This window comes from Pedococcus bigeumensis (genome assembly GCF_006438965.1).
In the GTDB taxonomy this organism is placed as follows: domain Bacteria; phylum Actinomycetota; class Actinomycetes; order Actinomycetales; family Dermatophilaceae; genus Pedococcus; species Pedococcus bigeumensis_A.
In genome coordinates, this window is record NZ_RCZM01000009.1 from 1 (window position 1) to 24,525 (window position 24,525).

Annotated in this window: 25 protein-coding genes and 1 riboswitch; of the genes, 17 read left to right on the forward strand and 8 right to left on the reverse strand. The window is 70.4% G+C overall.

From position 1 onward, the window contains the following. A partial coding sequence (locus tag EAH86_RS19520; RefSeq protein WP_140743909.1) for an HNH endonuclease signature motif containing protein occupies positions 1-959 on the forward strand: 959 nt, incomplete at its 5' end. Positions 960-1,210: 251 nt separating this feature from the next. Here EAH86_RS19520 and EAH86_RS19525 read toward each other — a convergent pair. Next, positions 1,211-2,572 (reverse strand): MFS transporter, encoded by a 1,362-nt coding sequence (locus EAH86_RS19525; protein ID WP_140743911.1) that lies wholly within the window; start codon positions 2,570-2,572, stop codon positions 1,211-1,213. Positions 2,573-2,739: 167 nt separating this feature from the next. Between EAH86_RS19525 and EAH86_RS19530 the strand changes: the two genes are divergently transcribed. Then, entirely contained in the window at positions 2,740-3,615 is an 876-nt protein-coding gene (locus EAH86_RS19530) for a LysR substrate-binding domain-containing protein (protein ID WP_140743913.1), read from the forward strand. Positions 3,616-3,662: 47 nt separating this feature from the next. Here EAH86_RS19530 and EAH86_RS19535 read toward each other — a convergent pair whose 3' ends face one another. Further along, positions 3,663-3,902 carry a hypothetical protein gene (locus EAH86_RS19535; protein WP_140743915.1) on the reverse strand — a complete coding sequence of 80 codons (240 nt, stop codon included), beginning with the start codon at positions 3,900-3,902 and terminating at the stop codon, positions 3,663-3,665. A 146-nt stretch (positions 3,903-4,048) separates the two neighbouring features. After that, on the reverse strand, positions 4,049-4,348 hold the full coding sequence (locus EAH86_RS19540; protein WP_140743917.1) for an MmcQ/YjbR family DNA-binding protein: 300 nt from the start codon (positions 4,346-4,348) through the stop codon (positions 4,049-4,051). A 121-nt stretch (positions 4,349-4,469) separates the two neighbouring features. Here EAH86_RS19540 and EAH86_RS19545 point away from each other — a divergent pair, with 121 nt between their 5' ends. The 3 genes from EAH86_RS19545 to EAH86_RS19555 all read left to right on the forward strand — a co-directional run bounded on the left by EAH86_RS19545 (position 4,470) and on the right by EAH86_RS19555 (position 5,561). Next, the gene (locus tag EAH86_RS19545) at positions 4,470-4,811 is read left to right on the forward strand and encodes a hypothetical protein (RefSeq protein WP_140743919.1); all 342 of its coding nucleotides are present in this window, start codon (positions 4,470-4,472) and stop codon (positions 4,809-4,811) included. A 70-nt stretch (positions 4,812-4,881) separates the two neighbouring features. Beyond that, on the forward strand, positions 4,882-5,310 hold the full coding sequence (locus tag EAH86_RS19550; RefSeq protein WP_140743921.1) for a hypothetical protein: 429 nt from the start codon (positions 4,882-4,884) through the stop codon (positions 5,308-5,310). Between the two features lie 47 nt (positions 5,311-5,357). Continuing rightward, on the forward strand, positions 5,358-5,561 hold the full coding sequence (locus EAH86_RS19555; protein ID WP_140743923.1) for a DUF4177 domain-containing protein: 204 nt from the start codon (positions 5,358-5,360) through the stop codon (positions 5,559-5,561). 19 nt (positions 5,562-5,580) lie between these two features. Here the strand turns inward: EAH86_RS19555 and EAH86_RS19560 are convergent, their stop codons facing one another. Next, positions 5,581-6,417, reverse strand: coding sequence for a TetR/AcrR family transcriptional regulator (locus EAH86_RS19560; RefSeq protein ID WP_140743925.1), 837 nt, complete (start codon positions 6,415-6,417; stop codon positions 5,581-5,583). A 163-nt stretch (positions 6,418-6,580) separates the two neighbouring features. On the opposite strand from EAH86_RS19560, the gene EAH86_RS19565 reads away from it, so the two are divergent. The 5 genes from EAH86_RS19565 (at position 6,581) to EAH86_RS19580 (ending at position 11,975) form a co-directional block, all read left to right on the forward strand. Then, positions 6,581-8,815 carry an MMPL family transporter gene (locus EAH86_RS19565; RefSeq protein ID WP_140743927.1) on the forward strand — a complete coding sequence of 745 codons (2,235 nt, stop codon included), beginning with the start codon at positions 6,581-6,583 and terminating at the stop codon, positions 8,813-8,815. 117 nt (positions 8,816-8,932) lie between these two features. Further along, a complete protein-coding gene (locus tag EAH86_RS20360) occupies positions 8,933-10,546 on the forward strand; it encodes an RNA polymerase sigma factor (RefSeq protein ID WP_161988722.1) in 1,614 nt (537 codons plus the stop codon). 184 nt (positions 10,547-10,730) lie between these two features. Continuing rightward, entirely contained in the window at positions 10,731-11,129 is a 399-nt protein-coding gene (locus EAH86_RS20365) for a hypothetical protein (RefSeq protein WP_161988723.1), read from the forward strand. A gap of 35 nt (positions 11,130-11,164) precedes the next feature. Further along, on the forward strand, positions 11,165-11,530 hold the full coding sequence (locus tag EAH86_RS19575; protein ID WP_170212832.1) for a hypothetical protein: 366 nt from the start codon (positions 11,165-11,167) through the stop codon (positions 11,528-11,530). Positions 11,531-11,558: 28 nt separating this feature from the next. Continuing rightward, positions 11,559-11,975, forward strand: a complete 417-nt coding sequence (locus EAH86_RS19580) for a hypothetical protein (protein ID WP_140744063.1) — start codon at positions 11,559-11,561, stop codon at positions 11,973-11,975. Between the two features lie 6 nt (positions 11,976-11,981). Here the strand turns inward: EAH86_RS19580 and EAH86_RS19585 are convergent, their stop codons facing one another. Then, positions 11,982-12,428 (reverse strand): nitroreductase family deazaflavin-dependent oxidoreductase, encoded by a 447-nt coding sequence (locus EAH86_RS19585; RefSeq protein WP_140743931.1) that lies wholly within the window; start codon positions 12,426-12,428, stop codon positions 11,982-11,984. Between the two features lie 116 nt (positions 12,429-12,544). Here EAH86_RS19585 and EAH86_RS19590 point away from each other — a divergent pair, with 116 nt between their 5' ends. The 6 genes from EAH86_RS19590 (at position 12,545) to hrpA (ending at position 20,041) form a co-directional block, all read left to right on the forward strand. Next, on the forward strand, positions 12,545-12,835 hold the full coding sequence (locus tag EAH86_RS19590) for a hypothetical protein (protein ID WP_140743933.1): 291 nt from the start codon (positions 12,545-12,547) through the stop codon (positions 12,833-12,835). Continuing rightward, the gene (locus tag EAH86_RS19595; protein ID WP_140743935.1) at positions 12,835-13,662 is read left to right on the forward strand and encodes a hypothetical protein; all 828 of its coding nucleotides are present in this window, start codon (positions 12,835-12,837) and stop codon (positions 13,660-13,662) included. Before EAH86_RS19590 ends, EAH86_RS19595 begins: the two co-directional genes overlap by 1 nt. Before the next feature lie 42 nt (positions 13,663-13,704). Then, positions 13,705-14,079 carry a hypothetical protein gene (locus tag EAH86_RS19600; RefSeq protein WP_140743937.1) on the forward strand — a complete coding sequence of 125 codons (375 nt, stop codon included), beginning with the start codon at positions 13,705-13,707 and terminating at the stop codon, positions 14,077-14,079. Positions 14,080-14,168: 89 nt separating this feature from the next. After that, a riboswitch (SAM riboswitch) is annotated at positions 14,169-14,283 on the forward strand. Positions 14,284-14,401: 118 nt separating this feature from the next. Continuing rightward, a complete protein-coding gene (locus EAH86_RS19605; RefSeq protein WP_140743939.1) occupies positions 14,402-15,721 on the forward strand; it encodes a bifunctional o-acetylhomoserine/o-acetylserine sulfhydrylase in 1,320 nt (439 codons plus the stop codon). Positions 15,722-15,813: 92 nt separating this feature from the next. Further along, positions 15,814-16,017, forward strand: coding sequence for a hypothetical protein (locus EAH86_RS19610; RefSeq protein WP_140743941.1), 204 nt, complete (start codon positions 15,814-15,816; stop codon positions 16,015-16,017). Positions 16,018-16,174: 157 nt separating this feature from the next. Continuing rightward, positions 16,175-20,041 carry an ATP-dependent RNA helicase HrpA gene (hrpA, locus tag EAH86_RS19615; protein ID WP_241668469.1) on the forward strand — a complete coding sequence of 1,289 codons (3,867 nt, stop codon included), beginning with the start codon at positions 16,175-16,177 and terminating at the stop codon, positions 20,039-20,041. Between the two features lie 76 nt (positions 20,042-20,117). Here the strand turns inward: hrpA and EAH86_RS19620 are convergent, their stop codons facing one another. Then, positions 20,118-21,671 (reverse strand): MFS transporter, encoded by a 1,554-nt coding sequence (locus EAH86_RS19620; protein WP_140743945.1) that lies wholly within the window; start codon positions 21,669-21,671, stop codon positions 20,118-20,120. Positions 21,672-21,812: 141 nt separating this feature from the next. Continuing rightward, entirely contained in the window at positions 21,813-22,460 is a 648-nt protein-coding gene (locus EAH86_RS19625; protein WP_241668470.1) for a TetR-like C-terminal domain-containing protein, read from the reverse strand. A gap of 304 nt (positions 22,461-22,764) precedes the next feature. On the opposite strand from EAH86_RS19625, the gene EAH86_RS19630 reads away from it, so the two are divergent. Beyond that, positions 22,765-23,700, forward strand: coding sequence for a PAC2 family protein (locus EAH86_RS19630; RefSeq protein WP_140743949.1), 936 nt, complete (start codon positions 22,765-22,767; stop codon positions 23,698-23,700). A 16-nt stretch (positions 23,701-23,716) separates the two neighbouring features. On the opposite strand, the gene EAH86_RS19635 is transcribed toward EAH86_RS19630, so the two are convergent. Continuing rightward, complete coding sequence (locus EAH86_RS19635; protein WP_140743951.1) at positions 23,717-24,523, reverse strand: DUF1206 domain-containing protein; 807 nt, start codon at positions 24,521-24,523, stop codon at positions 23,717-23,719. Positions 24,524-24,525 lie beyond the last annotated feature (2 nt).

A 24,525-nucleotide genomic window follows, 5' to 3' on the forward strand; every position in this document is an offset into this window, starting at 1 on the left:
GGCACGCCGGACAGGTGATGCGCCCGGACCGGTTGGTCGAGCACGACGCCGACCTCCGACGGGCGCACCGGTCACTGGTCAAAGGCCCGGGCCCGCTCGGGCTGAGCCGCTACACCCTGATCCTGGACGAAGAGGGCGCCGCGATCCTCGACACCGCCGTCGACGCACTGGCCAAACCGCGACCCGACGCCAACACCGGCGCCGACACCGGCGCGCACGACCCGCGCACCGCCCAAGCACGTCGGGCGGACGCCCTGCTGGACCTGGTCAGCCGGGCGGTGGGCGCCCCAGAAGGTGTGCCGCGACAGGCCAAGACCAGCCTGGTCGTGACCATCGGGCTGGAGGTGTTGCAGGGACGCTGCCGCGGGGCTGGCCTCACCATGGCCGGAGACATCCTGACCACCGACACCGTCCGCCGGCTGGCGTGCGACGCCCAGCTCATCCCGGTCGTACTGGGCAGCAACGCGGAACTCCTCGACCAAGGCATGGGCCGGCGGCTCTTCGACCGAGCCCAGATCCGCCACCTGTGGCTACGCGACGGGCACTGCACCTTCCCCGGCTGCTCCAAACCAGCCGCCTGGACCGACGCCCACCACCTGGTCCACTGGCTCGACGGCGGACCCACCGACATCAACAACGCCGCCCTGCTCTGCCGCGCCCACCACACCGTCGTGCACCGCGAGCGCTACACCGGAGCCGTCATCGAAGGCCCCCACGGCCCACAGGTGCACTGGGACCTCACCTACGGCTCCTACGACACCCACCTCGCCCAGCTCCGCCCCACCAGCCCGCCCATCCGAACCGGCCCAGCAACCACCTCTCGAACAGCGGCACCGGCCCGCACTGGGATCGGCGCATCGAGCGAGCCGAGCCTGGGCAAAGGCCGTCCAGAACGGCGCGCTGCCAACCACAGCTCGACCGATCGTGGGGACGCCAACTCAAGACCACCCCGACCATGACCGCGCCCCACACCCCGCCACCACCGACGGGGCCGAAGCCCTGCCGTTCCGTCGCATCGTGGCGCAGTGACATCCCTCGAGTGCTGGTGTCACGGCTCTCTGGGTCGAACGGACGGGGCGGCGACGAATGGACAGCCGCTCATTCCTTGGCCCGTTTGCCGGGCGAAGGCATGTTCCGGTCGACGCCTGCGGTGCTGGCCGAGAGGTCGGCACTGGGACGGCCGTGCGAGGGAGCGCAGCGTCGAAGGAAGTCAGCTGCGGGGGAGGAGCGACGGGCGGACGACGCGCACCGAGAAGGCGGTCAGGCCGATCCGGAGGGACGCCGCGTGGGCGAGGTGGCGGCAGACGAGGATCGTCACCACTGCCGGCACGACGCCCGACACGAGCAGACCGATGCGGGGGCCGAAGTGTTCGGCGAGCAGGCCCACCACCGGGCCGCCCAGGGCACCACTGCCGATGAACACCAACATGTAGAGGCCTACGATCCTGCCGCGGAGGTGGTCGGCGGTCGCGAGCTGGACGAGCGACTGGGCCGAGGTGAGGAAGCCGAGGTTCGCGGCACCGACCAGGACGAGCAGGAGAGTGAACGAGATCTGGTTGGGCGCTGCGGCCGCGAGGAGCATCGCGGAGGCCAGCGCCCAGGCGGCCAGACCCACGGTCCGCAGCCGCAGCGGCTTGCTCCGCCGAGCGGTGGTCAGGGCGCCGGCGAGGGCGCCGACGGCCACGACACCGTTGAGCAGACCGAGGCCGCTCGCGCCGGAGTGGAACTCGTCCTTGGCGAACGCCGCCAGGGTGACGGGCAGGCTGATCGTGAAGAAGCCGAACGCGCCGACCATGACCACCGGCCACAGGACCGTTGGCGTGCGGAGCGCGTAGTGCAGGCCCTCGCGGATACCCGGCGTGGCGGGCTCCGCGCCCAGGGTCTCGGCGGCATCGGCCGCGGGCTTGCTCCGCACTGGGGCCGAGCGAGCGCGCTGCGTGCCTCGCATGAGCAGGAGCGCAGTGACCGGTGCAACAAAAGTGAGGGCGTTGACCGCGAACGCGTAGCCCGCCCCGACGGTGCTCATCAGCACACCGCCGATGACCGGACCCGCCATCGCGCCGATCTGGAACGTGCAGGACACGAGGCTGATCGCGTTGGGCAGCTGCGGCCCTTCGACGACCTCGGAGACGAACGACTGGCGCACGGGGTTGTCGACCGCGGTCACGACGCCGAGGACGCCGGCGAGCAGGAAGACGTGCCACACCTCGATCCGCCCACTCAGGGTGAGCAGTGCCAGCACCCCTGCGGTCAAGGACATCGCCACCTGGGTGGTGAGGAGGATGGCCCGTTTCGGGAACCGGTCGGCGAGCAGGCCGCTGTGAAGGCCAAATGCCAGCGTCGGCAGGAACTGGCAGGCCGTCGTGATGCCGACTGCGGTGGGGCTGTCGGTCAGCGTCAGGACCAGCCAGTCCTGGGCGATGCGCTGGATCCAGCCACCGGTCCCCGAGATCAGCAGGCCGGACAGCAGCAACCGGAAGTTGCGGTTGGCGAGGGAGGGAAAGGTGCGTGAAACATGTTGGGGGAGTGCGGGATCAGAGAGGTGGACAGTGTTGGCAGCGGTGGAGCTCATGAATCGTCCTGGACAGTTTCGCGTATGGGTTGGTTGCGTTCACGTCCAGTGTGGGCGCAACACCCGGTCGATCGCGATATTCTGGGACAGAATGAGTAATATAAGTGTCATTGCGATGCGCAATGACTGCTCGCGAGTGACACCAGTCGCCACCCAGAGGACCTGTCGTGTACGAACCGGAGCTGCTGCGCACCTTCCTCGCCGTGACCCAGTCGCTGAGCTTCACCCGGGCCGCCGAGGCCCTCGGGATCCGCCAGCCCACCGTCAGCCAGCACGTGCGCCGGCTAGAGGAGGCGGTCGGGCGACCCTTGTTCGTCCGTGACACCCGCAGCGTCGCGCTGACCTCCGACGGCGAGGCGATGGCCGGGTTCGCCCGCGAGATCCTGGCGGCGCAGGAGCGCGCGGTCGGCTACTTCACCGGCTCGCACCTCGCCGGGCGGCTCCGCTTCGGGGTGACCGACGACCTGGCGCTGACACCGCTGCCGCGGATCCTGCGCGACTTCCGCCAGCTCTACCCGCGGATCGACCTCGAGCTCGCCGTCCTGCAGAACGACGGGCTGCTGCGGCGCATCGAGTCGGGCCACCTCGACGTCGCCTTCGTCAAGCGCAACGCCGGCACCTCGACCCTGGCCCGGGGGCAGCTCGTCCGCCGCGACCAGCTGGTGTGGGCGGGAGTGGACGGTGCCCGGGTGGACCCCGACCAGCCGGTCCCGCTCGTCGTCTACCAGGCTCCGAGCCTCAGCCGGGCCGTCAGCGTGCAGGCCCTCGAACGGGTCGGCCGCCGCAGCCGGATCACCTGCACGGTCCGTGGCGTCAACGGCGTCCTGGCCGCGGTGCGCGCGGGCCTGGGCATCGCCGCCATGGCGCGCACGCTCATGCCGCCGGACCTGGTCGAGGTGCCTGCCTCCAGCGGCCTGCCGAAGCTGCCGCACCTCGACCTCATGCTGTTGACGAACCGCCAGGCTCCGGCCGAACCGGCCAAGGCGCTCACCTCAGCGATCCTGGCGAGCGGCGCACCGCGCGGCCCCGTCACCAGTGGCTGACGCCTGTTCCGTCACGTAGTGAGGTGGGTGGCGGGGTGGCCCGTCGTTCAGCGCAGCGGGGTGGCAGACAGGGGTCGGAGCGCGCCGTTCATCGTCCCCATCAGCTGGATGGCGCGCATCCGGCTGAGCAGCAGGTCGGCACGGGCCTCGACGCGAGCACTGTGGAGGACTGCGGAGTCACCGGCGCACATCCGGTGCTCGCCATCGGCGAGCGGGGTCCCGCACTGGCACCACGCGGCATACGGGTCAGTGGTGCCCTGACCGGAGGTAACGGGCGAGTTCTTCACGAGGACGAACGTAGGAGGACGCTGTCGTGACCACGGACGCCTTGGCGCCGACCTGGTCCGTTCGTCTGAGGCGAAGCTGACCGAACGTGGTGCCCGTGACGTGGGAAAACGCGTGAGCGCGGCCGCTGCGGCGGACGACCTGCGCCTCAGCGGCGCTGGGCAGCCCAGGCCAGCCGGATCGCCTCACGGATGGCGTCGTCGTCGCCGTCGAGGTCGGCCTGCACCTTCCTGTGCGCCTCCCAGCGAGGAGGCACACCAAAGGTGTCGGGATGCGCGTCGAGGAGGCGTTCGCGGTCCTCGAAACCGACCCGGACCAGCACCGTGCCCGGCTCGTCCTGACGCACCACGAGCCGGTCGTCGACGTACCACGCGACCCGTCCCGGGTGGCCCTTGCGCTTGCAGCCGGGCAGTGACGTGGCGAACTGGTCGATGTCGTCGAGCGTCACGCCAACCACGCTAGCCCGCGTCGCGTCCGGCCGCGGTGCGGCACTGGCCCGGGTATGCCGTGGGGTTGCCGGATCTGCCCGGTTGGCCCGCAGAAGGGGCGTACTGTGAGGGCTGACGACGGTGGCCGAACCCAGCCGGGTGGCGCATGGTCCGTCGCGATGGGGCGATGACACGGTGCTGACGCAAGCAGGTGCGACGAGTGCTCCGCTGGTCCCGGAGCGGCGGTTGTCCCTCTCTGGCCGGGCACTGCTGGCCGAGCTCCATGAGGCGATGGCCACGGCCCAGGCCGAGGTCGCTGCCCAGCGGCGTCCCCCGTCGGACGCCAACCTGCTCGCGATCGCGCGCAGCCACCACGTGCTGGCGATGATCGCCTACGAAGAGGCGCTGAAGTCCCTCCACCTGCCGGTACCTCCGCGGCTCCGGGACGACCTGCGACTGTTGCGCCGCGTCGTCCGCAACTGACCCGGCTCGCACCGTGCCGGGCTGGGGATAACTCCGGGGCGCGGGCGCGCGTTCGGGCAGCATTCAGGGCATGAGCTACGAAGACCTTCCCCCGGACCTGCGCACGATTCCGTTGACGGACAACACCGTCCAAGCCGATGTGGTCGATCTGATCCTCGGCATCGACGAGCGTCGCAGCGGTGCACTTGCCCTCATGTTGTGCGACGAAGGCGATCGGGGAGTGCAGCCGATCGTGCTGTCCGACCTGCCGCCCGAAGCGCCGGCCGTCGAGGTCCGGAGCCTGCTGGACCTCCTGCTGCCGATGGTCGGTGAGGCCAATGGCGCGATCCTGCTCGGCCGGGGACGACGTCGCGGGCTGATGCCGACCGACAACGACCGCGCCTGGCACCAGGCAACCATCGAGGCCTGCTCGCGACACAAGGTCCGCCTGCTTGGCTTCTATCTCGCGTCGCCCGATGGTGTCGAGGCCCTGCCCGACCCGCTCAGCCAGGCGTCCTGACCGCCGAACGCAGGATGACGCCGGGCGGGACGTCCTAGGCTGCCGCCATGTACGAGTACAAGGTGGTCCAGGTCCGCGAAGGCTTGATCGGCGGCAAGATGTCCGCCGACAAGCTGGAGAAGGTGCTCAACGAGTGGGCCGAGAAGGGCTGGCAGGCCAAGTCCGTGACGGCGGTCGAGGTCAAGGGGCGGATCGGGCCGGGTGGCACCGAAGGGGTCCTCGTCACCTTCGAACGCCAGCGCCCCTCCTGAGGCTGCTCAGGACGGCTGCTCAGGACGGCTGCTCAGGACGTGGTGGCGTGCGCTCCGCCTCGGCCCTGGCAACGACCTGCAGCCGCGGCCACTCGTCGGTGATGTTGAGGTCGGCGCCGATGTCGAGCATGGTCGCGGTGAACAACGCGCCGGTGCTGATCATCCCGGGGTGAACGTGCCCGAACACCTCGAGCGTCACCGTGCCGTAGAGCCGGGCCCAGGCGCGTTCGAACATCCACACCATCCCGGGGGTGGGGGAGCCGAGGCCGTCGGTCACCTCGGTCGGCTTGATCTCGCTGCGCAGGATCTCGAGCAGCTCAGGGTCCAGCTCGTCGTCGGTGGGGATGTCGAACTGGTAGCGCAACCACAGCCGTCCGAAGATCTCGCTGAAGAAGGCGGCGAACAGGTGGACGCCTGAGTCGGGCGGAAGGCAGTCTGCGAGCGAGGTGATCTGCACCGGCGTCTGCGCCGCCTTGGCGCGCGCCGCCTCGTCCATCTCCATCGAAGCCCCCGACGCGAACACCATCTGGAACTCGATGCGGTTGCGCAGGGCCCACGCGCGAAAGGCTGCCGAGGCCGCCACGACCTGGGCGGCGGGGTCGTCGGGGGCCTGCTCGTCCCTGGCGACGGTCATCGCTGCGACGACGTCTTCGAAGATCGAGCGGGCGACGAGCATCATCAGCTCGGCGTGGCTGTCGACGTAGCGGTAGAGCGCCGGGGGAGTCAGGCCCATCTCCTGGGCGACTGCCCGCACGGAGACGTCCTCGCCGTTGCGCAACAGCAGGCGGGAGACGTCGACGATCTCGTCGAAGGTCGCCTGCCGCTGCCGTTCCCGCCGGGTCGGAACCGCCGTCATCTGATGCCCTTCTCCCTCGTGTCCTGCGCTGGGTGTCCTGCGCTGTGTCCGGTCTGTCCTACCGTCATGCAGAGTTAACCATGAACCCTTGACAACTTAGTTTACACCCATCACTGTTACTGCTGTAAACATTGGTGATGGGGTAGCAAGGGAAGTGGTTCGGATGCAGCGTTGGGGTCAGTTCGTCGCTCAGCGGTCCTGGATGGTCCTGCTCGGCGGCATCGCCGTGGTGCTGGCCGCCGCGGCATACGGCATCGGGGTGTTTGGCAACCTCTCCAACGGCGGGTTCGACGACCCGGCCACCGACTCGGCCAAGGAGCTCGTCCTCGAGCAGGCGACCTTCCCCGGTCGGGAGACCGACCTGGTGGTGGTCTACTCCAGCCCCACGCTGCGGGTCGAGGACCCCGCCTTTCGGAGCGCGGTGACCGACACGCTTGCCGCGCTGCCGAAGTCGGATGTCGCGGGCGCGCAGACCTACTACGACACCAAGTCGCCAGGGCTGGTCAGCAGCGACGGCCACGCCACCCGGGTCATCGTCACGCTGGCCGGCGCCAGCCAGGACGCCAAGAGCGAAAACTGGGACGCCGTCAAGGACCACCTCGGCGCCACTGGGCTTAGCACCAGCATCGGTGGGCGCTGGGCCGTCTTCGGCGACGTCAACACGCAGGTCTCCAAGGACATCGCGCGGGCCGAGTCGATCTCGCTGCCCATCGTGTTCCTCCTCAGCCTGTTCATCTTCGGCAGCCTCGTCTCGGCACTGACGCCCACCCTCGTCGGCGGGATCGCCGTGATGGGAGCCTTCGCCGTCGTCCGCCTCATCACCGGGGTCACGGACGTGTCGATCTTCTCGATCAACGTGATCACCCTGCTCGGCATGGGGCTGGCGATCGACTACGCGTTGTTCGTCGTCAGCCGCTTCCGGGAGGAGCTGGCGAACCAACCAGACACCTCCAAGGCCAGCGTCCGTGCTGCCGTCGTACGCACCATGACCACCGCCGGGCGCACCGTGCTCTTCTCCGGGCTGATCGTGGCCGCCTCCCTCGCCTCGCTGCTGCTGTTCCCGCAGAACTTCCTGCGCTCCATGGGCTACGGCGGGATGGCCGCCGTGCTGGTGGCCATGCTGGCGGCGCTCACCGTGCTGCCCGCCCTGCTGGGTGTGCTCGGCCCACGCATCGAGTTCGGCCGTATGCCGTGGCGCCGCGGCGCCCGCGCGCACGTCGCCGACGCGCGCACCCCCGACGAGGTGCACGGTTCCGAGCACGAGGTGGTGCACGGCGCCTGGGCTCGGGTCGCGCACAGCGTGATGCGGCGTCCGGTCACCTACCTCGTGGTCATCGTCGTGGGCATGCTCGCCCTCGGCAGCCCGTTCCTCGGGGCGAAGTGGGGCAGTGTCGACGAGCGCGTCCTGCCGATCAGCTCGCCCAGCAGGCAGGCGGCGGACCTGCAGGCGGACCTCTTCGGCGGCGAGACCTCGACCGCCTCGATCATGCTGCGCGGCGCGGACGAGACCGCTGCGGCGACCTACCTGACCAGCCTCAAGTCGGTTGCCGGCGTCACCCAGGCGCAGGCCGTGGCGACGAAATCCATTGACGGGCAACAGCTCACGCTGGTCCAGGCCACCTGGTTCGGCAACTCGCAGACCAGCGCGAGCCAGGACGTCGTCAAGGAGATCCGCGCCGTCGAGCCGCCCTCCGGAGCCACCGCCCTGGTCGGGGGACCGACTGCCGACGCCGTCGACCTGATCGACTCGATCGGCAACACCCTTCCGTGGATGGCCCTTACCGTCGCCGCCGTCATGCTCGTCCTGCTGTTCGTCGCGTTCGGCTCGGTCGTGCTGCCGCTCAAGGCGATCGTGATGAACGCGGTGTCCATCGCGGCGTCGTTCGGCGTGGTCACCTGGATCTTCCAGGAGGGCCACCTGGCCGGACTGTTCGGCTTCACCTCGCCCGGGTACCTCGACGTGACCCAGCCGATCCTCATGCTCGCCATCCTGTTCGGGCTCTCGATGGACTACGAGGTGTTCCTCCTCAGTCGGGTGCGCGAGGAGTGGGACCGCACCGGCGACAACACCAGGGCCGTCGCCGCCGGGGTGCAGCGGTCCGGGCGGATCATCACCAGCGCGGCGCTGCTGCTGGCCGTAGTCATCGGTGGCTTCGCCACCAGCGGGATCGTCTTTCTCAAGATGATCGGCGTGGGCATGCTCGTCGCGGTCCTGCTCGACGCCACCGTGGTGCGGGCCCTCCTGGTGCCGGCCACGATGCGCTTGCTGGGCAGGGCGAACTGGTACGCCCCCGGCCCGCTCGCCCGGTGGTGGGAGCGGCACGGCCACCGTGAGGAGCCGGCTCGTCCGGCGGTGTCTGTTGCGGTGCCCACGCACGAGCTGGCGTCGGCGCCCTGACCAGCGTGGGGGCGGCATACCGGGCTCCTGGTCGTGCCGCCCCCCACGTTTGCCCGAACGGGGACTTGGGCCAAACGGATGAGGGGATGGCGCGACCCGGGCCGCGATACTGGTTTCGTGCTGGGAACTGACTTCGCGCGCACCCTGCGCGCCGCCCAAGCCGGCGAAGAGGATGCCTTCGTCCGGCTCTGGCGTGATGCCAACCCGGCGATGATCCGATACCTGCGGGTGGTCGGGCACGACGATCCCTATGACGAGGCGTGCGAGGGCTGGATCACGGTGGTTCGCGGTCTGCCCGGGTTCTCCGGCGACGAGCTGGCCTGGCGGGTGTGGTTGCTTGCGTGCGCGCGCCAGCGGGCCGAGGAGAGCACGTTGCGGCGGGCGTGGGGTTCGGTCACGGTGCTGCCGGGACTCCAGGTCCAGGGTGACGGCGAGATCGACATCGACGAGCTGCTCGAAGGTGACGAGGCCGTCGACCCGACGCATCGCGGGATCAACGACACCCTGACGGCGCTGCGAGCGCTGCCTCTCGGGCAGGGCGAGGTGGTCGTGCTCCACCTCGGCGCGGGCCTGCCGACCAGTGCGGTGGCCGATGTCGTCGGGGTGGACGAGCTGAACATCGCACGCGCGGAGACGCGGGCCCTGGAGCGGCTCGGCACCGACGTCGAGCTGCTCGCCTGGTCGCTGGCCGCGCCGCCCACCCTTGCGGAGCTCGCCGACGAACCGGTGGCGCTGAGTGCCTTCCGCAAGGTGCTGGCTCGCCGGCCTCGGTCGGACCGGACCAAGGTCATCGCCATCGGCCTGGGCGCTGGCGTGACCTCGGGCACCGGCTCCTGGGGAGCCTCCAGGGCTGACTCCGGCCAGGGCTCCGCGATGGGTTCCAGCCTGGGCTCAGGCAGGTTCGCGGTGGGCCACTCGTCCAGCCCCCTCCCCGGGGAGCGCTCGCGACGGAGCGACCACATCCGCGGGGGTCAGGTCGGGCGGCGCACCGACGTGCCGGTGCTCCGCAGCGCGACCGTGGGCACCGCGGCCAGGCGGTCGCGTACCGCGATCCTCACCGTCACGGCGCTGTCGGTGTCGGCGATCTCGCTGGGCGGACTCGGCGCAGCGGCCTACGTCGGGGTCCTGCCGGACCAGGTGCAGCAGGCCCTGCACGAGGCGGTCGGCGCGCCCGCGCCCAAGGTGCGGGACAACGGCACGGCCGAGAACCCGGGCAGCCACCCGGTGACCCCGCCGACGGCAGCAGTGGGCCCCAACACGGCGGCGAGTCCCGCTGCGGGCCTGTGCCGCGCGTGGGCTGTCGACAAGGCCAAGGGCACCTCGCGCGACCACTCGCTCGCCTTCCGCAACCTGTCCGGTACAGCGGGTGGGGCGGACAAGGTCGAGGCGTACTGCGCCGGGGTCCTGGTGTCCAAGCCCACCAAGGGCTCCGAGTCGCCGACCACCGATGGCTCCACGACACCCAAGACGCCCAACCCCCACTCGACCACCACCAGGACCCCCAACCCGCACTCGCCCACGACGACGGCACCCAACCCCAACTCCCCGACGAAGACGGCGAAGACCTCGAACCCCAACTCGCCCACGCAGACCACCCCTCCGGGCAAGGGCAAGTCCGCCAAGACCAGCACGTCGACGACCCCCCCGGGATCTGCAGGCACGAGCACCGACAGCCACTCGCCGAACCCGCGGTCGACGAGCAAGGCCCCCAAGGCCACCAGCACGTCCTGAGCGCAGCTGGACCGAGCTCGGCTGGAACTGGCCGCAACCGGGCCAGCCGGACCACGTACTGGCGCGTCGGGCACCGGTTTACGCAGAACCACTGATGCCGCGGCGGTCGTGGTGCGTCCACACTGGGACGTGGGCGGCTGCACGGGTCGTCCAGGGGTGCAGGGGGGACACGTGGGGTAGAGCCATGAGCAGCGTCGACTTCGTGCCGATGTTGAGAGCGCCCGAGGGCTGGCCGGGGGCGCTGGTCGCGACCATCGCGATGGTCGCCCTCGCCGGGCTCGACCTGTTGGGGGCGTTTGCCGCGAAGGAGTGGGCCGAGCACCGCTCACCCGTGCCGATGCTGGTCGGGCTGGCCGCGTTCGGCGTGCTCTTCTGGGTCTACGCCTCGTCGCTGCAGTACGCCGAGCTCGCGCTGGTGACGACGGGGTGGATCGTCATGCTTCAGGTCGGGCTGGTCGTCCTGGACCGCGTCCGCTACGGGGTCGAGCTGCCGCCCGGCAAGTGGGTGGCGATCGTCGTCCTGCTCGCAGCCCAGTCCTACCTGTTGCTGGCGCCATCCACGGCCCCCTCTGCGGTGGCCTGACCGGGAGCGCTGGGGCCTCGCGTAGGCTTCCCGCCGTGCTCTTCCCGCTGACCGTCGTAGTGCTCGTCGCGGCGGTGTGCCTGATGGCCGTCGCCGGCTGGTATGCCGCGCGCAGCCTCGTCGTCGACGACCGCCTGCTGCTCGTGGCTGGGGTGACCGAGCTGGGGCTGCTGGTCCAGCTCGTGGTCTGCCTCGTCCACCTCGGGCGGGTGCCCGGCGGCGGCGCCGAGCAGGCGACGTTCGCGGCATACGCCATCACGCTGCCGTTCGTGCCTCCCGCCGCGTTGTTCCTGGCGCTCAAGGAGAAGACCCGCTGGTCCATGGGGGTCGTCGCCGTCGGGGCGTTCGCCGTCGCCGTGATGACCGCTCGCCTCCAACAGATCTGGAACCTTCGTGGCTGAGAACCCCTCCGGACCGCCGGCTCCCGGCATGCCGCCCCCTGCGACGACCGACGGCCCGAGGTCGACCCGGTCCGGCCCGGGCGTCGTGCTCGTCGCCGTGTACGGGCTGCTCGCCCTGGCGGCCACTGGCCGCTCGGTCCTGCAGATCACCGAGTACTTCTCCCGGGCGCCGCTCGCGTACGTCCTGTCGGCGCTCGCAGCGCTGATCTACCTCGTCGCAACCGTGGCGCTGGCCCGCGGCGACCGCACCTCGCGCGCCGTGGCGCTGGTCGCGATCAGCGTCGAGCTCGTGGGAGTGCTGGTCGTGGGACTTGCGTCCTACCTCGCCAAGGACGCCTTCCCCGACAAGACGGTGTGGTCGCACTTCGGGTCCGGTTACGGCTTCGTCCCGCTCGTGTTGCCGGTGCTCGGCCTGCTCTGGCTGCGGCGCACCCGCTCCAGCTGACGTCCGCTACTCGGCGGGCTGGTCGACCGGTTCGAGGACGAACACGGGGATCAGCCGGTCCGTCTTGACCTGGTACTCGGCGTAGGGCGGGAAGGCCTCGACGCAGCGCGGCCACCACTCGTCCCGCTCGGCGCCCTCGAGCTCGCGGGCCCGGACGGTCCAGGTGCGGTCGTCGTCCTGGAGGTCGAGGACGGGGTTCTTCCGGACGTTGGCGTACCACTTGGGATGCTCGGTGGCCCCGCCCTGGCTGGCGACCGCGGCATACACACCGTCGTGCTCGACGCGCATCAGCGGCACCTTGCGCACCTTGCCGGACACCCCGAGCATCGTGAGCAACACGACGCGACGCCCCTGGATGGCCACCGAACGCGTCGTGCCGGTCGACTCGATGGTGTCGACCTGCTTGCGGACCCATCCCGTGGGACTGGCGACGTACTCACCCGTAATGGTCATGGACCCATCACAACACGAACCACCGTGAACGCGGCCACCAACCCCTCGGAAAGCAGCGGTCCGGGTGGCTGTGGATAACCGCGCGGGGCGACTGCTGGGCCCTCCTACCTCGACCCATGACTCGCATCGAGGTGAGCGCTGAGACCGTCGAGGCGCTGGGGGCTGCGCTCGCGCAGGTCGCCGACGACCTTGCGTGGCAGGCGGTGCGCACCTCCGAACAGGCCTGGGCCCTGGGCCCCGGTGACAGTGCCGGGGCGCTGGCTTCGGTGCTCGGCGACTTCGAGCACCAGCGACAGGTGCTGGGTCGTGAGCTCGGCGACCTGGCCACCCTGACGACACGAGCCGGTCGGCTCTACGCGCGGGTGGAGTCCGGCGTGGCTGTCTCCCTCGACGGCGACGCGGGATAATGGTCCTGCGTCCGCTGCCGGGCGACGCGGTGACGATGCACGCGCTCGCCGACCGGTTGGCCGGGCAGGGAGAGCTCCTCCTGGCCTTGGCCAGCACCCTGCGCGGGCTCGCCGACCCGAGCACCGCCACCTGGGTCAGTCCCGCCGGGGCAGCGTTCGCATCCCGGTCCCGCACTGCGGCATCGCTGCTGGCGTCGGTGGGGCGACGCTACGCGGTGTGCGCCGTTGCCCTGCGACCGCTCGCCGCCGCCCTGACCGAGGCCCAGCACGAGGTCGCGTCAGCGGTGGCCGAGCGTGACGACGCGTGGGTGCGGGCCGTCGACCTCGGCAACCGTCGCGTGGTGGCCGAACAGGGCGCCGACCCGGTGCAGCGAGCCGCGGCTGAGCCGTTGCACCGGCTGGAGGTCGAGCAGCTCGAGCGGGTCGAAGGGGCCGAGCGCCGACACGCGTCCGGCTGGGCCCGCTACACCGAGGCGGACCGCCGCTGCGCCGCCGTGCTGCACCGGCTGGTGCAGGACGGGCTCGACGACTCGCGGGCGTACGACGCGCTGACCGGACTCAGCCGTGCGGCCGGCGACGTGGGGGGAGTGGCGGGGACGCTCGCGCTCGTGCCGGTGCTCAAGCCGCTGGGCGTCGTCGCGGGAGCCTGCGACGGCCTCCAGGTCGCCGCGGACACAGTGATCAGGGTCGGCTACGGCGACGGTGACTGGAGCCGCATCGCCCTGTCGGCCGGAACGTCGGCCGCCGGCCCCCTCGCCGCGGTGCTCAAGCGAGGTGCGCTCGCGACCAACACGGCGGCGCTCGCCACCGGGACCCGGACGGGGTGACGGCTGCTCCGCCTCGACACCGGGCAGCGGCTCCGGCTCGGGGTGGGCGGTGGGGTTCGCGGGGCCGGGCGCGCCCACCCCCAGGCCAGACCTCGGACCTTCCGGGCCACCCGGTCACCGGGCTCGCCCGCAGCGACGGCGCACTGGGCAGCGGAGCAGGTCGTCGGCCGTGGCGAGGTGCTGCTCCGCAACAAGTGGCTCGACGACCTGGCCCTCGTCACCGCGGACCCCGCCAGGTCGCGGACGATGTTCCTGGCCGGGATCGGGGTGGAGTCGACCGCCGCCGGAGTCGGGGTGGTCGGCGCCGGGCGCGACGCACACGTCGGGCACGAGGCGGGGGCGGCGACCCGGGCCCGCGACGAGGCGGCTGCGCGCGGTCCCGCCGCGGACCCCGGCGCGCGTCCGGGTGGCCGCTGACCTGGTGGCAGGACGGAGCCGCGCGCCCCCCGTCCGCCATGAGAGATGGGTATGCCGTTCGCTCACCCTCGCGGCGTAGCCTGCGAGCAGGTCATGAGTGCCAGCGACAAGCCCCGGCTCGCTGGCCGGCAACCCTCCTCCGCGGTGGGGTGCCCCGGGTGAAGACCTGGCGAACGGCACCGTTGCCGTCCGCAAGCGCGGGAGACCCACCACGTGTCCCGCACCGTTCCGTCGGTGGCGTCAGTGATCCCAGGCTTGGCCTCCCCCGGTGACGGGCCCCGACGAGCCGCCCACGCGGCATACGAGAGTGAAGGACACCGAGATGAGCTCCACCAACTGGTCGTTCGAGACCCGCCAGGTGCACGTCGGCCAGGAGCCGGACGCCGCCACTGGCGCCCGCGCCCTGCCGATCTACCAGACGACGTCATACGTCTTCAAGGACACCGAGCACGCGGCAAACCTGTTTGCCCTCAAGGAGTTCGGCAACATCTACACCCGCATCATGAACCCGACGCAGGACGCGGTGGAGCAGCGCGTCGCGTCGCTGGAGGGTGGCGTCGGTGCGCTGCTCGTGGCCTCCGGCCAGGCGGCCGAGACGTTGAGCATCCTCAACATCGCCGAGGCCGGTGACCACGTCGTCGCGAGCCCCAGCCTCTACGGCGGCACCTTCAACCTGCTGAAGCACACCCTCCCGAAGTTCGGGATCGAGGTGTCCTTCGTCGAGGACCCGAACGACCTGGAGTCGTGGAAGGCGGCGGTCCGGCCCAACACCAAGCTGTTCTTCGGCGAGACCATCTCGAACCCGAAGTCGGAGGTGCTCGACATCGAGGGCGTCGCTGCCGTCGCCCACGAAGCCGGGGTGCCGCTCGTCGTGGACAACACGATCGCCACCCCCTACCTCATCCGTCCGCTGGAGTGGGGCGCCGACATCGTGGTCCACTCGGCGACGAAATACCTTGGTGGCCACGGCACCTCGATCGCGGGCGTGATCGTCGACGGGGGGAAGTTCGACTTCGGCGCCGACCCGGAGAAGTTCCCCAACTACAACACGCCGGAGGAGAGCTATCACGGCCTGGTGTTCGCGCGGGACCTCGGTGTGGGCAGTCCGCTCGGCGCGAACCTGGCGTTCATCCTCAAGGCACGCGTGCAGCTGCTGCGCGACCTGGGACCGGCCATCTCACCGTTCAACGCCTTCCTCATCGCGCAGGGCATCGAGACGCTGAGCCTGCGCATCGAGCGGCACCTCGAGAACACCCACAAGGTGGCGGCGTTCCTGCAGGCCCACGAGCAGGTCGAGTCGGTCGTCTGGGCCTCGCTGCCCGACCACGAGTCCTACGAGAAGGCCACCAAGTACACGCCGCGGGGGGCCGGCGCGGTGCTGGCGTTCGAGATCGCCGGCGGGGTCGAAGCCGGTCGCCGGTTCGTCGAGTCGCTCGTCCTGCACAGCCACGTCGCGAACATCGGGGACGTGCGGTCGCTGGCGATCCACCCCGCCTCGACGACCCACTCGCAGGGACCGGACGGCGACCGTCTCAAGGCCGGCGTGACTCCGGGGCTGGTGCGTCTGGCCGTCGGCATCGAGCACATCGACGACATCCTCGCGGACCTCGAGCAGGGGTTCATCGCCGCCAAGGGGGCCTGAGCCACACACTCGCGGTCCAGAGGCACGCGCGTCGGTCGCCACCGCGCTTGACGCACGTGCGTCTGGACCCCGGCTGGGGGCACAATGGAGGCATGGCTACGCACCCGTCGCCGACGACTCTTCACCTCCATCTCCACCCGGTCCACGCGCCCCACAGCGGTCCGTGGACCGCAGTCGTCATGACCATCGTGGCCCTCGCCTTCGTCATCGCCGTGGTGGCGTTGTCGGGGGGCGGGGAGGGGCTCTCGCCGGACCAGCTCCCGCAGCCGCGGAACCTGACGACCTTCGCGCCCTGAGCCGCCCGAACCACGAGCTCGGCGGCACTCAAGGGGGCAAGGAGCGCGCCCGTATGCTGCCGCCATGCCGTCCGAAGAGTCCCCGCAGCCTGTCGCTGCCCGGAAGACGCGGGGGCACCGGAGGTCGGACCGATCCGCACGCAGACCTCGCCGCGACGTGTCAGCCGTCCCGGTCCCCGAGCTCAAGTACCCACCGGAGCTGCCGGTCGTCGCGCGCAAGGACGACATCGCGGCGGCCATCCGGGACCACCAGGTCGTCATCGTGGCGGGGGAGACCGGCTCGGGCAAGACGACCCAGCTGCCCAAGATCTGCCTCGAGGTCGGGCGTGGCCAGGCCGGCCTGATCGGGCACACCCAGCCGCGGCGCATCGCCGCCCGGTCGGTGGCCGAGCGGATCGCCGAGGAGCTCGAGGTCGAGCTCGGTGGCGTGATCGGCTACCAGGTGCGCTTCACCGACCAGAGCAGCGACAACACCCTGGTCAAGGTGATGACCGACGGCATCCTGCTCAACGAGATGCAGCGCGACCGGCTGCTCCGCAAGTACGACACGATCATCATCGACGAGGCGCACGAGCGGTCGCTCAACATCGACTTCATCCTGGGCTACCTCAAGCAGCTCCTCCCGAGACGGCCCGACCTCAAGGTCATTATCACGTCGGCGACCATCGACCCGCAGCGCTTCGCCGAGCACTTCGCCGACGTGCGCACAGGAGAGCCGGCGCCGATCATCGAGGTCTCCGGGCGCACCTACCCGGTCGAGGTCCGCTACCGCCCGCTCGTCGACCCGGAGCGACCAGACGGTGACGAGCGTGACCAGGTCACCGGCGTGTGCGAGGCGGTCGAGGAGCTCTGGACCGAGCGCGCGGCGGACGGCACCGGCCACGACATCCTCGTGTTCCTCTCGGGGGAGCGCGAGATCCGGGACACCGCCGACGCGCTCGGAGGGATGAAGCTGCCGCAGACCGAGGTGCTGCCGCTCTATGCGCGGCTGTCCGGAGCGGAGCAGCACAAGGTCTTCGGCCGGGCCACCGGACGACGAATCGTGCTGGCCACCAACGTCGCCGAGACCTCGCTCACCGTGCCGGGCATCCGCTACGTGGTCGACGCCGGCACCGCCCGCATCTCGCGTTACTCCCAGCGGACCAAGGTGCAGCGGCTGCCGATCGAGGGCATCTCGCAGGCCAGCGCCAACCAGCGCGCCGGCCGGTGCGGGCGGCTCGCCGACGGCATCTGCATCCGGCTCTACTCCGAGGACGACTACGACGCACGCCCCGAGTTCACCGAGCCCGAGATCCAGCGCACCAGCCTGGCCTCGGTCATCCTCCAGATGACCTCGCTGGGCCTCGGGGACATCGCGGCCTTCCCGTTCGTGGATGCCCCTGACCCGCGGCAGGTGGCCGACGGCGTCCGGCTGCTGGAGGAGCTGCAAGCCTTCGACACGGTCATCGACGACGATGCCGACACCGACGCCGCCCCGACCGGACGGCACCGTGGTCGGGGGCGCAAGCTCACGGCATACGGGACGTCGTTGGCCCGGCTGCCCGTGGACCCGCGGCTCGGACGGATGCTCATCGAAGCCGGCACGCTGGGCTGCGCCCGCGAGGTGCTCATCATCGTCTCCGCGCTGTCGATGCAGGATCCCCGCGAGCGTCCGGCCGACAAGCAGACCCAGGCCGACCAGTCGCATGCCCGGTTCCGGGACGAGCACTCGGACTTCATCTCGCTGCTGAACCTGTGGGCCTACCTCAAGGAGCAGCAGAAGGCTTTGTCCCACAGCGCTTTCCGGCGGATGTGCCGGTCGGAGTACCTGCACTACCTGCGGGTGCGGGAGTGGCAGGACCTGCACAGCCAGCTGCGCAAGGCCTGCCAGGACGTCGGTATCGACACCAAGGCGGCCACCGCAGCCCCCGGCGAGGCGCCCAACGCCGACCTCATCCACCAAGCCTTGCTGGCCGGGCTGCTGTCCCACATCGGGCTGCGCGACGAGGCCAAGCGCGACTACCTGGGGGCTCGCGGCGCCCGGTTCGGGATCTCGCCGGGCTCGACGCTGTTCCGCAGGCAGCCGTCCTGGGTGATGTCCGCCGAGCTGGTCGAGACGACCCGGCTCTGGGCACGCAGCAACGCGCGGTTCGACCCGATCTGGGCCGAGCGGCTCGCTCCCCACCTCGTGAAGCGCACCTACTCCGAGCCGCGCTGGTCCCGCAAGCAGGGGGCGGTCGTCGCGACCGAGCGGGTCACGCTCTACGGCGTTCCCCTGGTGGCCGCCCGCACCATCCAGTACTCCCGCATCAACCCGGAGGAGTCGCGCGACCTGTTCATCCGGCACGCGCTGGTCGAGGGCGACTGGGACACCCACCACGAGTTCTTCAAGGCGAACCAGGCTCTGCTGCAACGGCTTTCCGAGCTCGAGGAGCGTGCTCGGAGGCGCGACATCGTCGTCGACGAGGAGGACCTGATCGCCTTCTACGAGGCGCGGGTGCCCGCGGAGGTGGTGTCGCAGCGCCACTTCGACCGCTGGTGGAAGGACGCCCGGAGGCAGACCCCGCAGCTGCTGACCTTCACCGAGGAGCTGCTCACCCGCGACAGCGCAGAGGGTGTCTCGGCGCAGGACTACCCGCGGACCTGGACGCAGCGCGGCATCGAGCTGCCCGTGAGCTACCAGTTCGAGCCGGGTGCCGCGGCCGACGGCGTGACGGTCCACATCCCCGTCCAGGTGCTCAACCAGGTCACCGACGACGGTTTCGACTGGCAGGTGCCGGGGCTGCGCGAGGAGCTGGCGACGGCGCTGCTGCGGTCGCTGCCGAAGGCCACCCGCGTGCACTTCGTCCCCGCGCCGGACCACGCGGTGGCGGCCCTCGCGCAGGCCCAGTCCGGGGGGGACCGGCGGTTGGCAGACGAGCTGTCGCGGGTGCTGCGCGCCCGCACCGGCATCCAGGTGCCGCCCGAACAGTTCGCACCCGACCGTGTCCCGGACCACCTGCGGATCACGTTCAGTGTCGAGGACGGCGGTGGCAAGGTGCTCGGCACCGGCAAGGACCTGACCGTCCTGCAGGAACAGCTGGCCGGCCAGGTGCAGCGGCGGATGTCGCGCGCCGGAGCCGCTGTCGAACGAAAAGGTTTGCGGCAGTGGGACTTCGGTGTCCTGCCGGAGACCTTCGAGTCGACGGCTGGTGGCCAGACGGTGCAGGGCTTCCCGGCGCTGGTCGATCGCGGCGACTCGGTCGACCTCGTCGTCATGCCGGGCGCACGGGAGGCCGATGCGGCCACTGCCTTGGGGGTGCGGAGGCTTCTCCTGCTCAACACGACGGCCCCCTGGAAGCGCGTCCTGGCCACCCTCAGCAACGCCCAGAAGCTCGCGTTGGGCGACAACCCGCACGGTTCGGTGCCCGCCCTGCTCGACGACGCCTTGGCCTGCGCCGTCGACGCGATCGTCCTCGAACGCGGTGGCCCGAGCACGGGCGCCCCGCCGGGAGGCGACTTACTGAGCGGTGGCGGCGTTCGTGACGCTGCCTCGTTCGAGGTGGTGCTCGCGGCTGTTCGCACCCACATCGCGACGCGGGTGCTGACCGTCGTGGCCGAGGTGGAACCAGTGCTGTCCGCCGCCAGGGAGGTGCGGGTTCGCCTCGCCGAGCTGTCTTCGCCGGTCACCTCGGCACTGGTGGCCGACGTCCGAGCCCAGCTCGACAGCCTCGTGTACGGCGGGTTCATCGCCGACACCGGGTTGGGGCACCTGCCGCACCTGCGCCGTTACCTGCGGGCGATGCTGCAGCGGCTCGAGAAGGCGCCGTCCTCACCGGCATTGCTCGCCCGCGATGCGGCGAACCAGGAGGTGGTGGACCGCGTCGAGATCGCGTATGCCGACCTGCTCGACTCCCTGCCGCCGGTCGAGCGCCGCTCTGCCCCCGTCCGCGAGGTGGGGTGGATGGTCGAGGAGCTGAGGGTGAGCCTGTTCGCGAACGGGCTGGGCACGGCATACCCGGTGTCGGAGAAGCGGATCCGCGCTGCGATCGCCGCCCTCGACTGAGCGGAGCGACGCACTCCCAGGCAGTGTTGAAGGCCCCGACCACTGGGTGGTCGGGGCCTTCGTCGGTGGGGGAAGATCAGGCGAGGTGGACGTTCTCGTGTCCCTCGGACGACAGCGACTCGTGCTTGACGTTGAGGAAGCCGAACGTGATGAGCGAGCCGACGATGATCATGACCCCTGCCACCAGGTAGGCGTGGCTGGATCCGAAGGTCTGGGCCTGCAGCGCGATCTGGTGCTGCGCGGCCCGGATCTGCTCGGGGGAGAGCGCACCGGACGCGGCCTTGGCCTGCAGCGCTGCGCCGAGCTCGGCGCCACGGTCCTTGGCACCGTTCGCGAACACCGTGCTGAGGGTCGCCAGACCGAGGGCGCCACCGACCTGCTGCATGGTGTTGAGCACCGCAGAGGCGACACCGGAGTCCTCGGAGGCCACTCCCGCAGTTGCGGTGAGGGTCATCGGCACGAAGACCAGACCCAGGCCGAACGCGAGGACGGTGATCCAGGGCAGCAGGCCCGTGGCGTAGGAGCTGTCGACGTCGAGCTGGGCGAAGCCGAACATGCCCGTCGCGGCGAGCAGGGTGCCCACGCCGGAGATCCACCGCGGGTCGACCCTGGTCATCAGGGCCGAGGCGATCTGCGCGGCGACGACGATGCCGAACGAGAACGGCAGGAACGCGAAGCCGGACTTCAGCGGCGAGTAGCCCAGCACCTGCTGGATGTAGAGGCCGAGGAAGTAGAACATCGCGAACATCGCCGCACCGACGATGAGCATCACCGCGAACGACGTCCCGCGGGTGCGGTCGGCCAGGACGCGGATCGGCATGAGGGCGTGGGTGGAACGCATCTCGACGACGACGAACGCGACGAGCATCGCGACACCGGCGATGAGGGTGGTGAGGGTGGTCGCCGAGGTCCAGGAGTCGCTGGCGGCGTTGGTGAGGCCGTAGACGAGGGAGACCAGGCCGCCGGTGCCGAGGATGGCTCCGGGGACGTCGATCCGGCCCGTGCCGCGCGCGGACTCGGGGAGGAAGCGCGGGGCGAGGAAGGCGACGACGAGGCCGATGGGCACGTTGATGAACATCGTCCAGCGCCAGTCGATCTCGGTCAGGGCGCCACCGAGGATGAGACCGACAGCCGCGCCGGCACCGGACATCGCGGCATACACGCCCATCGCGCGGTTGCGCGCGGGGCCGGCCGGGAAGGTGGTGGTGATCAGGGCCAGGGCAGTGGGTGAGGCGAGAGCGGCACCAATGCCCTGCAGCGCGCGGGCGCCGAGCAGCATGCCCTCGGTCTGGGCCAGGCCGCCGAGGAGGGACGCACCGGCGAAGACGAGCACGCCGGTCATGAAGACCTTGCGGCGACCGAACAGGTCACCGAGGCGGCCACCGAGGAGCAGCAGGCCACCGAAGGCGAGGGTGTAGGCGGTGACGACCCAGGACAGGTTCTCCTGGGTGAAGCCGAGGTCGGTCATGATGTGCGGCATCGCGATGTTCACGATGGTGCCGTCGAGCACGACCATGAGCTGGGCCGCAGTAATGACGGTGAGGGCGATGCCCAGGTGCCGGCCCTTGCCGCTTGGCGCGGTATCTGGATCCGGGGTCGAGACGGACTCGACGACAGCAGTCGAAGACATGGTGGGTTCCTAGTGGTGGGAGGTGCAGTGGTGAGTGAGGACGTGGTGCCGACGAGCGAGGTGGTTTCGGGTGCCGTGTTTTCGGGCGCAGTCGGATGAACCGATGTCTGCGGAGGGGTGAAGTGGAGCTGGCGCGTGCGGTCAGTCGCGCTGCAGCGTTGCGGCGCAGGCGGGGAGGACGACGCTGTCCACCATGGAGATGAGGCGCTCCTGTGACGGGTTGGTGCCCGTCAACATCGCCTCGTGGATGCAGATGGCCGGCAACAGCGTTGCCAGCATCTCCAGATCGGCGTCCTTGCCGATCTCCCCGCGCTGCTGTGCAGCGCGGAAGGTCTTGAGCGTGACCGCCATCTTCGGCGCCATCAGGCGCGTCATGATGGCCTCACGCAGCTCGGCGTCGCGGTGCAGCGACCCCAGCAGGGCGGCGAACACCTGGACCGGGAGGTCCTCGCCGAGCCCGCCCTTGGCGCAGGCCTGGGCGATGAGGTCGCCACGCAGGCTCCCGGTGTCGGGGTAGCGGTCGGCCTCGACCCCGATCATCAGCTGGAGCGCGTCGACCACCAGGTCGACCTTGCCCGGCCAGCGGCGGTAGAGGGTGGCCTTCGACGCCTTGGCCGCACTGGCGACCGCGTCGAAGTTGAGCCGGTCATAGCCCACGTCCGCCAGCGTCTCGAGGGCTGCCTCGAGGATCTCCCGTTCGCGCTCGCCCTCGACGCGGGGCCGGGTGCGCACGGGTTCGGACGCCTCCTGGGTTCCCTGGGTCGTGGTGGCGGTGCTGGTGGGAGTCACGATCTGCCTTCGCTGGGTGAGGGTGGTTGGTGGTGGGGGTGACGCTGGTCCGGCGGATGGTACGAAACTGTTTCGTTTCATCAAACTGTAGATCTGCCGCGTCCATTCCGCAACTGTGGGAATGTGACCGGCATCACATTCGGGCGCGCCGAGATCTCAGGGGCGTGGTGGAGGTGGGACGTGGAATCCCCTGCCATGCTGAAGCGTTGGCACTGTCGACCGGGCTGCACAGAGCAACCCGGCAAGGACGCAGAGATCCCAAGAGAACCCAGGAAAGCACTGGGGACCAACCGCTGGAGTAGCCGTGCTGAACCCATCCGAGCTCTACCACTTCGAGACCGACACCGACCCGCAGGAGCTGCGTGCCTCGGTCATGGTCGTCGCGCTCGGCGGCTTCATGGATGCCGGCCACACGCAGCGGATCCTCACCGACCACCTGCTCGGGGCCGGAGAGTCCACGGTCGTGGTGTCCTTCGACATCGACCAGATGGTCGACTACCGCAGCCGCCGGCCGGCAATGGTCTTCGACTCCAACCGCTGGCTCAGCTATGACGACCCGTGCCTGGCCCTGCACCGCCTCACCGACCGCGACGGCACGCCCTACCTGCTCCTGACCGGCCCCGAGCCGGACTTCCAGTGGGAGCGGATGACCGAGGCGGTCCGTCAGCTCGTCGTGCTCCTCGGTGTCGACCTCGTCGTCAGTGCCCACGGCATCCCGATGGCGGTCCCTCACACGCGCCCGATCGGGCTGACCTCGCACGCCACCGACCCGCGGCTGATTCCCTTGCAGGACAACCCGTTCGGTCGAGTCGAGGTGCCGGCCAGCCTGTCCTCTCTGCTCGAGCTGCGGCTGGGGGAGTCCGGCCACGACGCCCTCGGTTTCGCGGTGCACGTCCCGCACTACCTCGCCCAGGCGGAGTTCGCCGACGGCGCGGTGACCGCGCTCAACGCGATCACCGCCGCGACCGGTCTCAACCTGCCCATCGACGATCTCATCGCGCAGGCGGGCCTCAACCGGGCGGAGATCGCCCGCGAGATCGAGGGGTCGGACGAGGTCTCCCAGGTGATCGCCGCGCTCGAGCGTCAGTACGACACGTTCAGCGAGGGGCGCCAGAAGCCCAGCCTGCTCGCCACCGACGTCAGCGAGCTGCCGTCGGCGGACGAGATCGGCGCGGAGTTCGAGCAGTTCCTGCGCGACGTCGCCGACGACGAGTCGGCCGGCGAGGGCAACCCGACCTGATCCTCCTGCCCGGCGGTCAGACCTTCGCGTGCTTGGCGCGCGAGAAGCTGTAGAGCCCGAACGCGGCGAAGCCGATCGCCATCACGACGAGCAGGGCCGGGCCAAAGGGCTGGTCGCGCAGCGACTTGAGCGCACCGTCCAGACCGCTCGCCTCCTTGGCCTGCTTGTGCACCCCTGCGGCGCAGAACAGGAAGCCGACGATGACGAGGGCGACGCCCTTGGCGATGTAGCCGACTTGGCCGGCGCGGGTCGCCCAGGTCCCGGGGTGGTCCTGGAGGTCCTGGAGGAACTTCTTCTTGGCGCCCTTGTAGACGTGGTAGACGCCGATGCCGACGATCGCGAGCCCGATCACCACGACGAGCGCGCGCCCACCCGGCTTGTCCAGCAGCTTGGCGGTGAAGTCGACGCTCTGGCTGCGGCTGTTGCTGGACTTGCCACGCGCGAACTGGAAGGCCGACCAGGCGAGGGCGAGGTAGACGACCGCCTTGCCGCCGGCCTTGGCGCGTCCGCCCCAGGCGTCCTTGTCGTCCCCGGGGTGTCCCACGACCGCATCGGCTACCTGCCAGATGGCCAGCCCGAGGAAGCCGACGACACCCACCCAGAGGGCGGCCTTGCCCGCCCCGTTGCCCGCCAGCGATGCGAGGGCACCGCTCTGGTCGGCGTTCTTGCCGCCGCCGCCGCCGCCGAACGCGACCTGGAGGGTGATCCAGCCGATCAGCAGGTGCAACAGGCCACTGGTGGCGTAGCCCACGCGGGCGGCCGCCTCGAGAGCGGGGTGGTCGGAGGCGTTGGAGGCTGCTTGCTTGACGTCCTGGTGGTCCATGA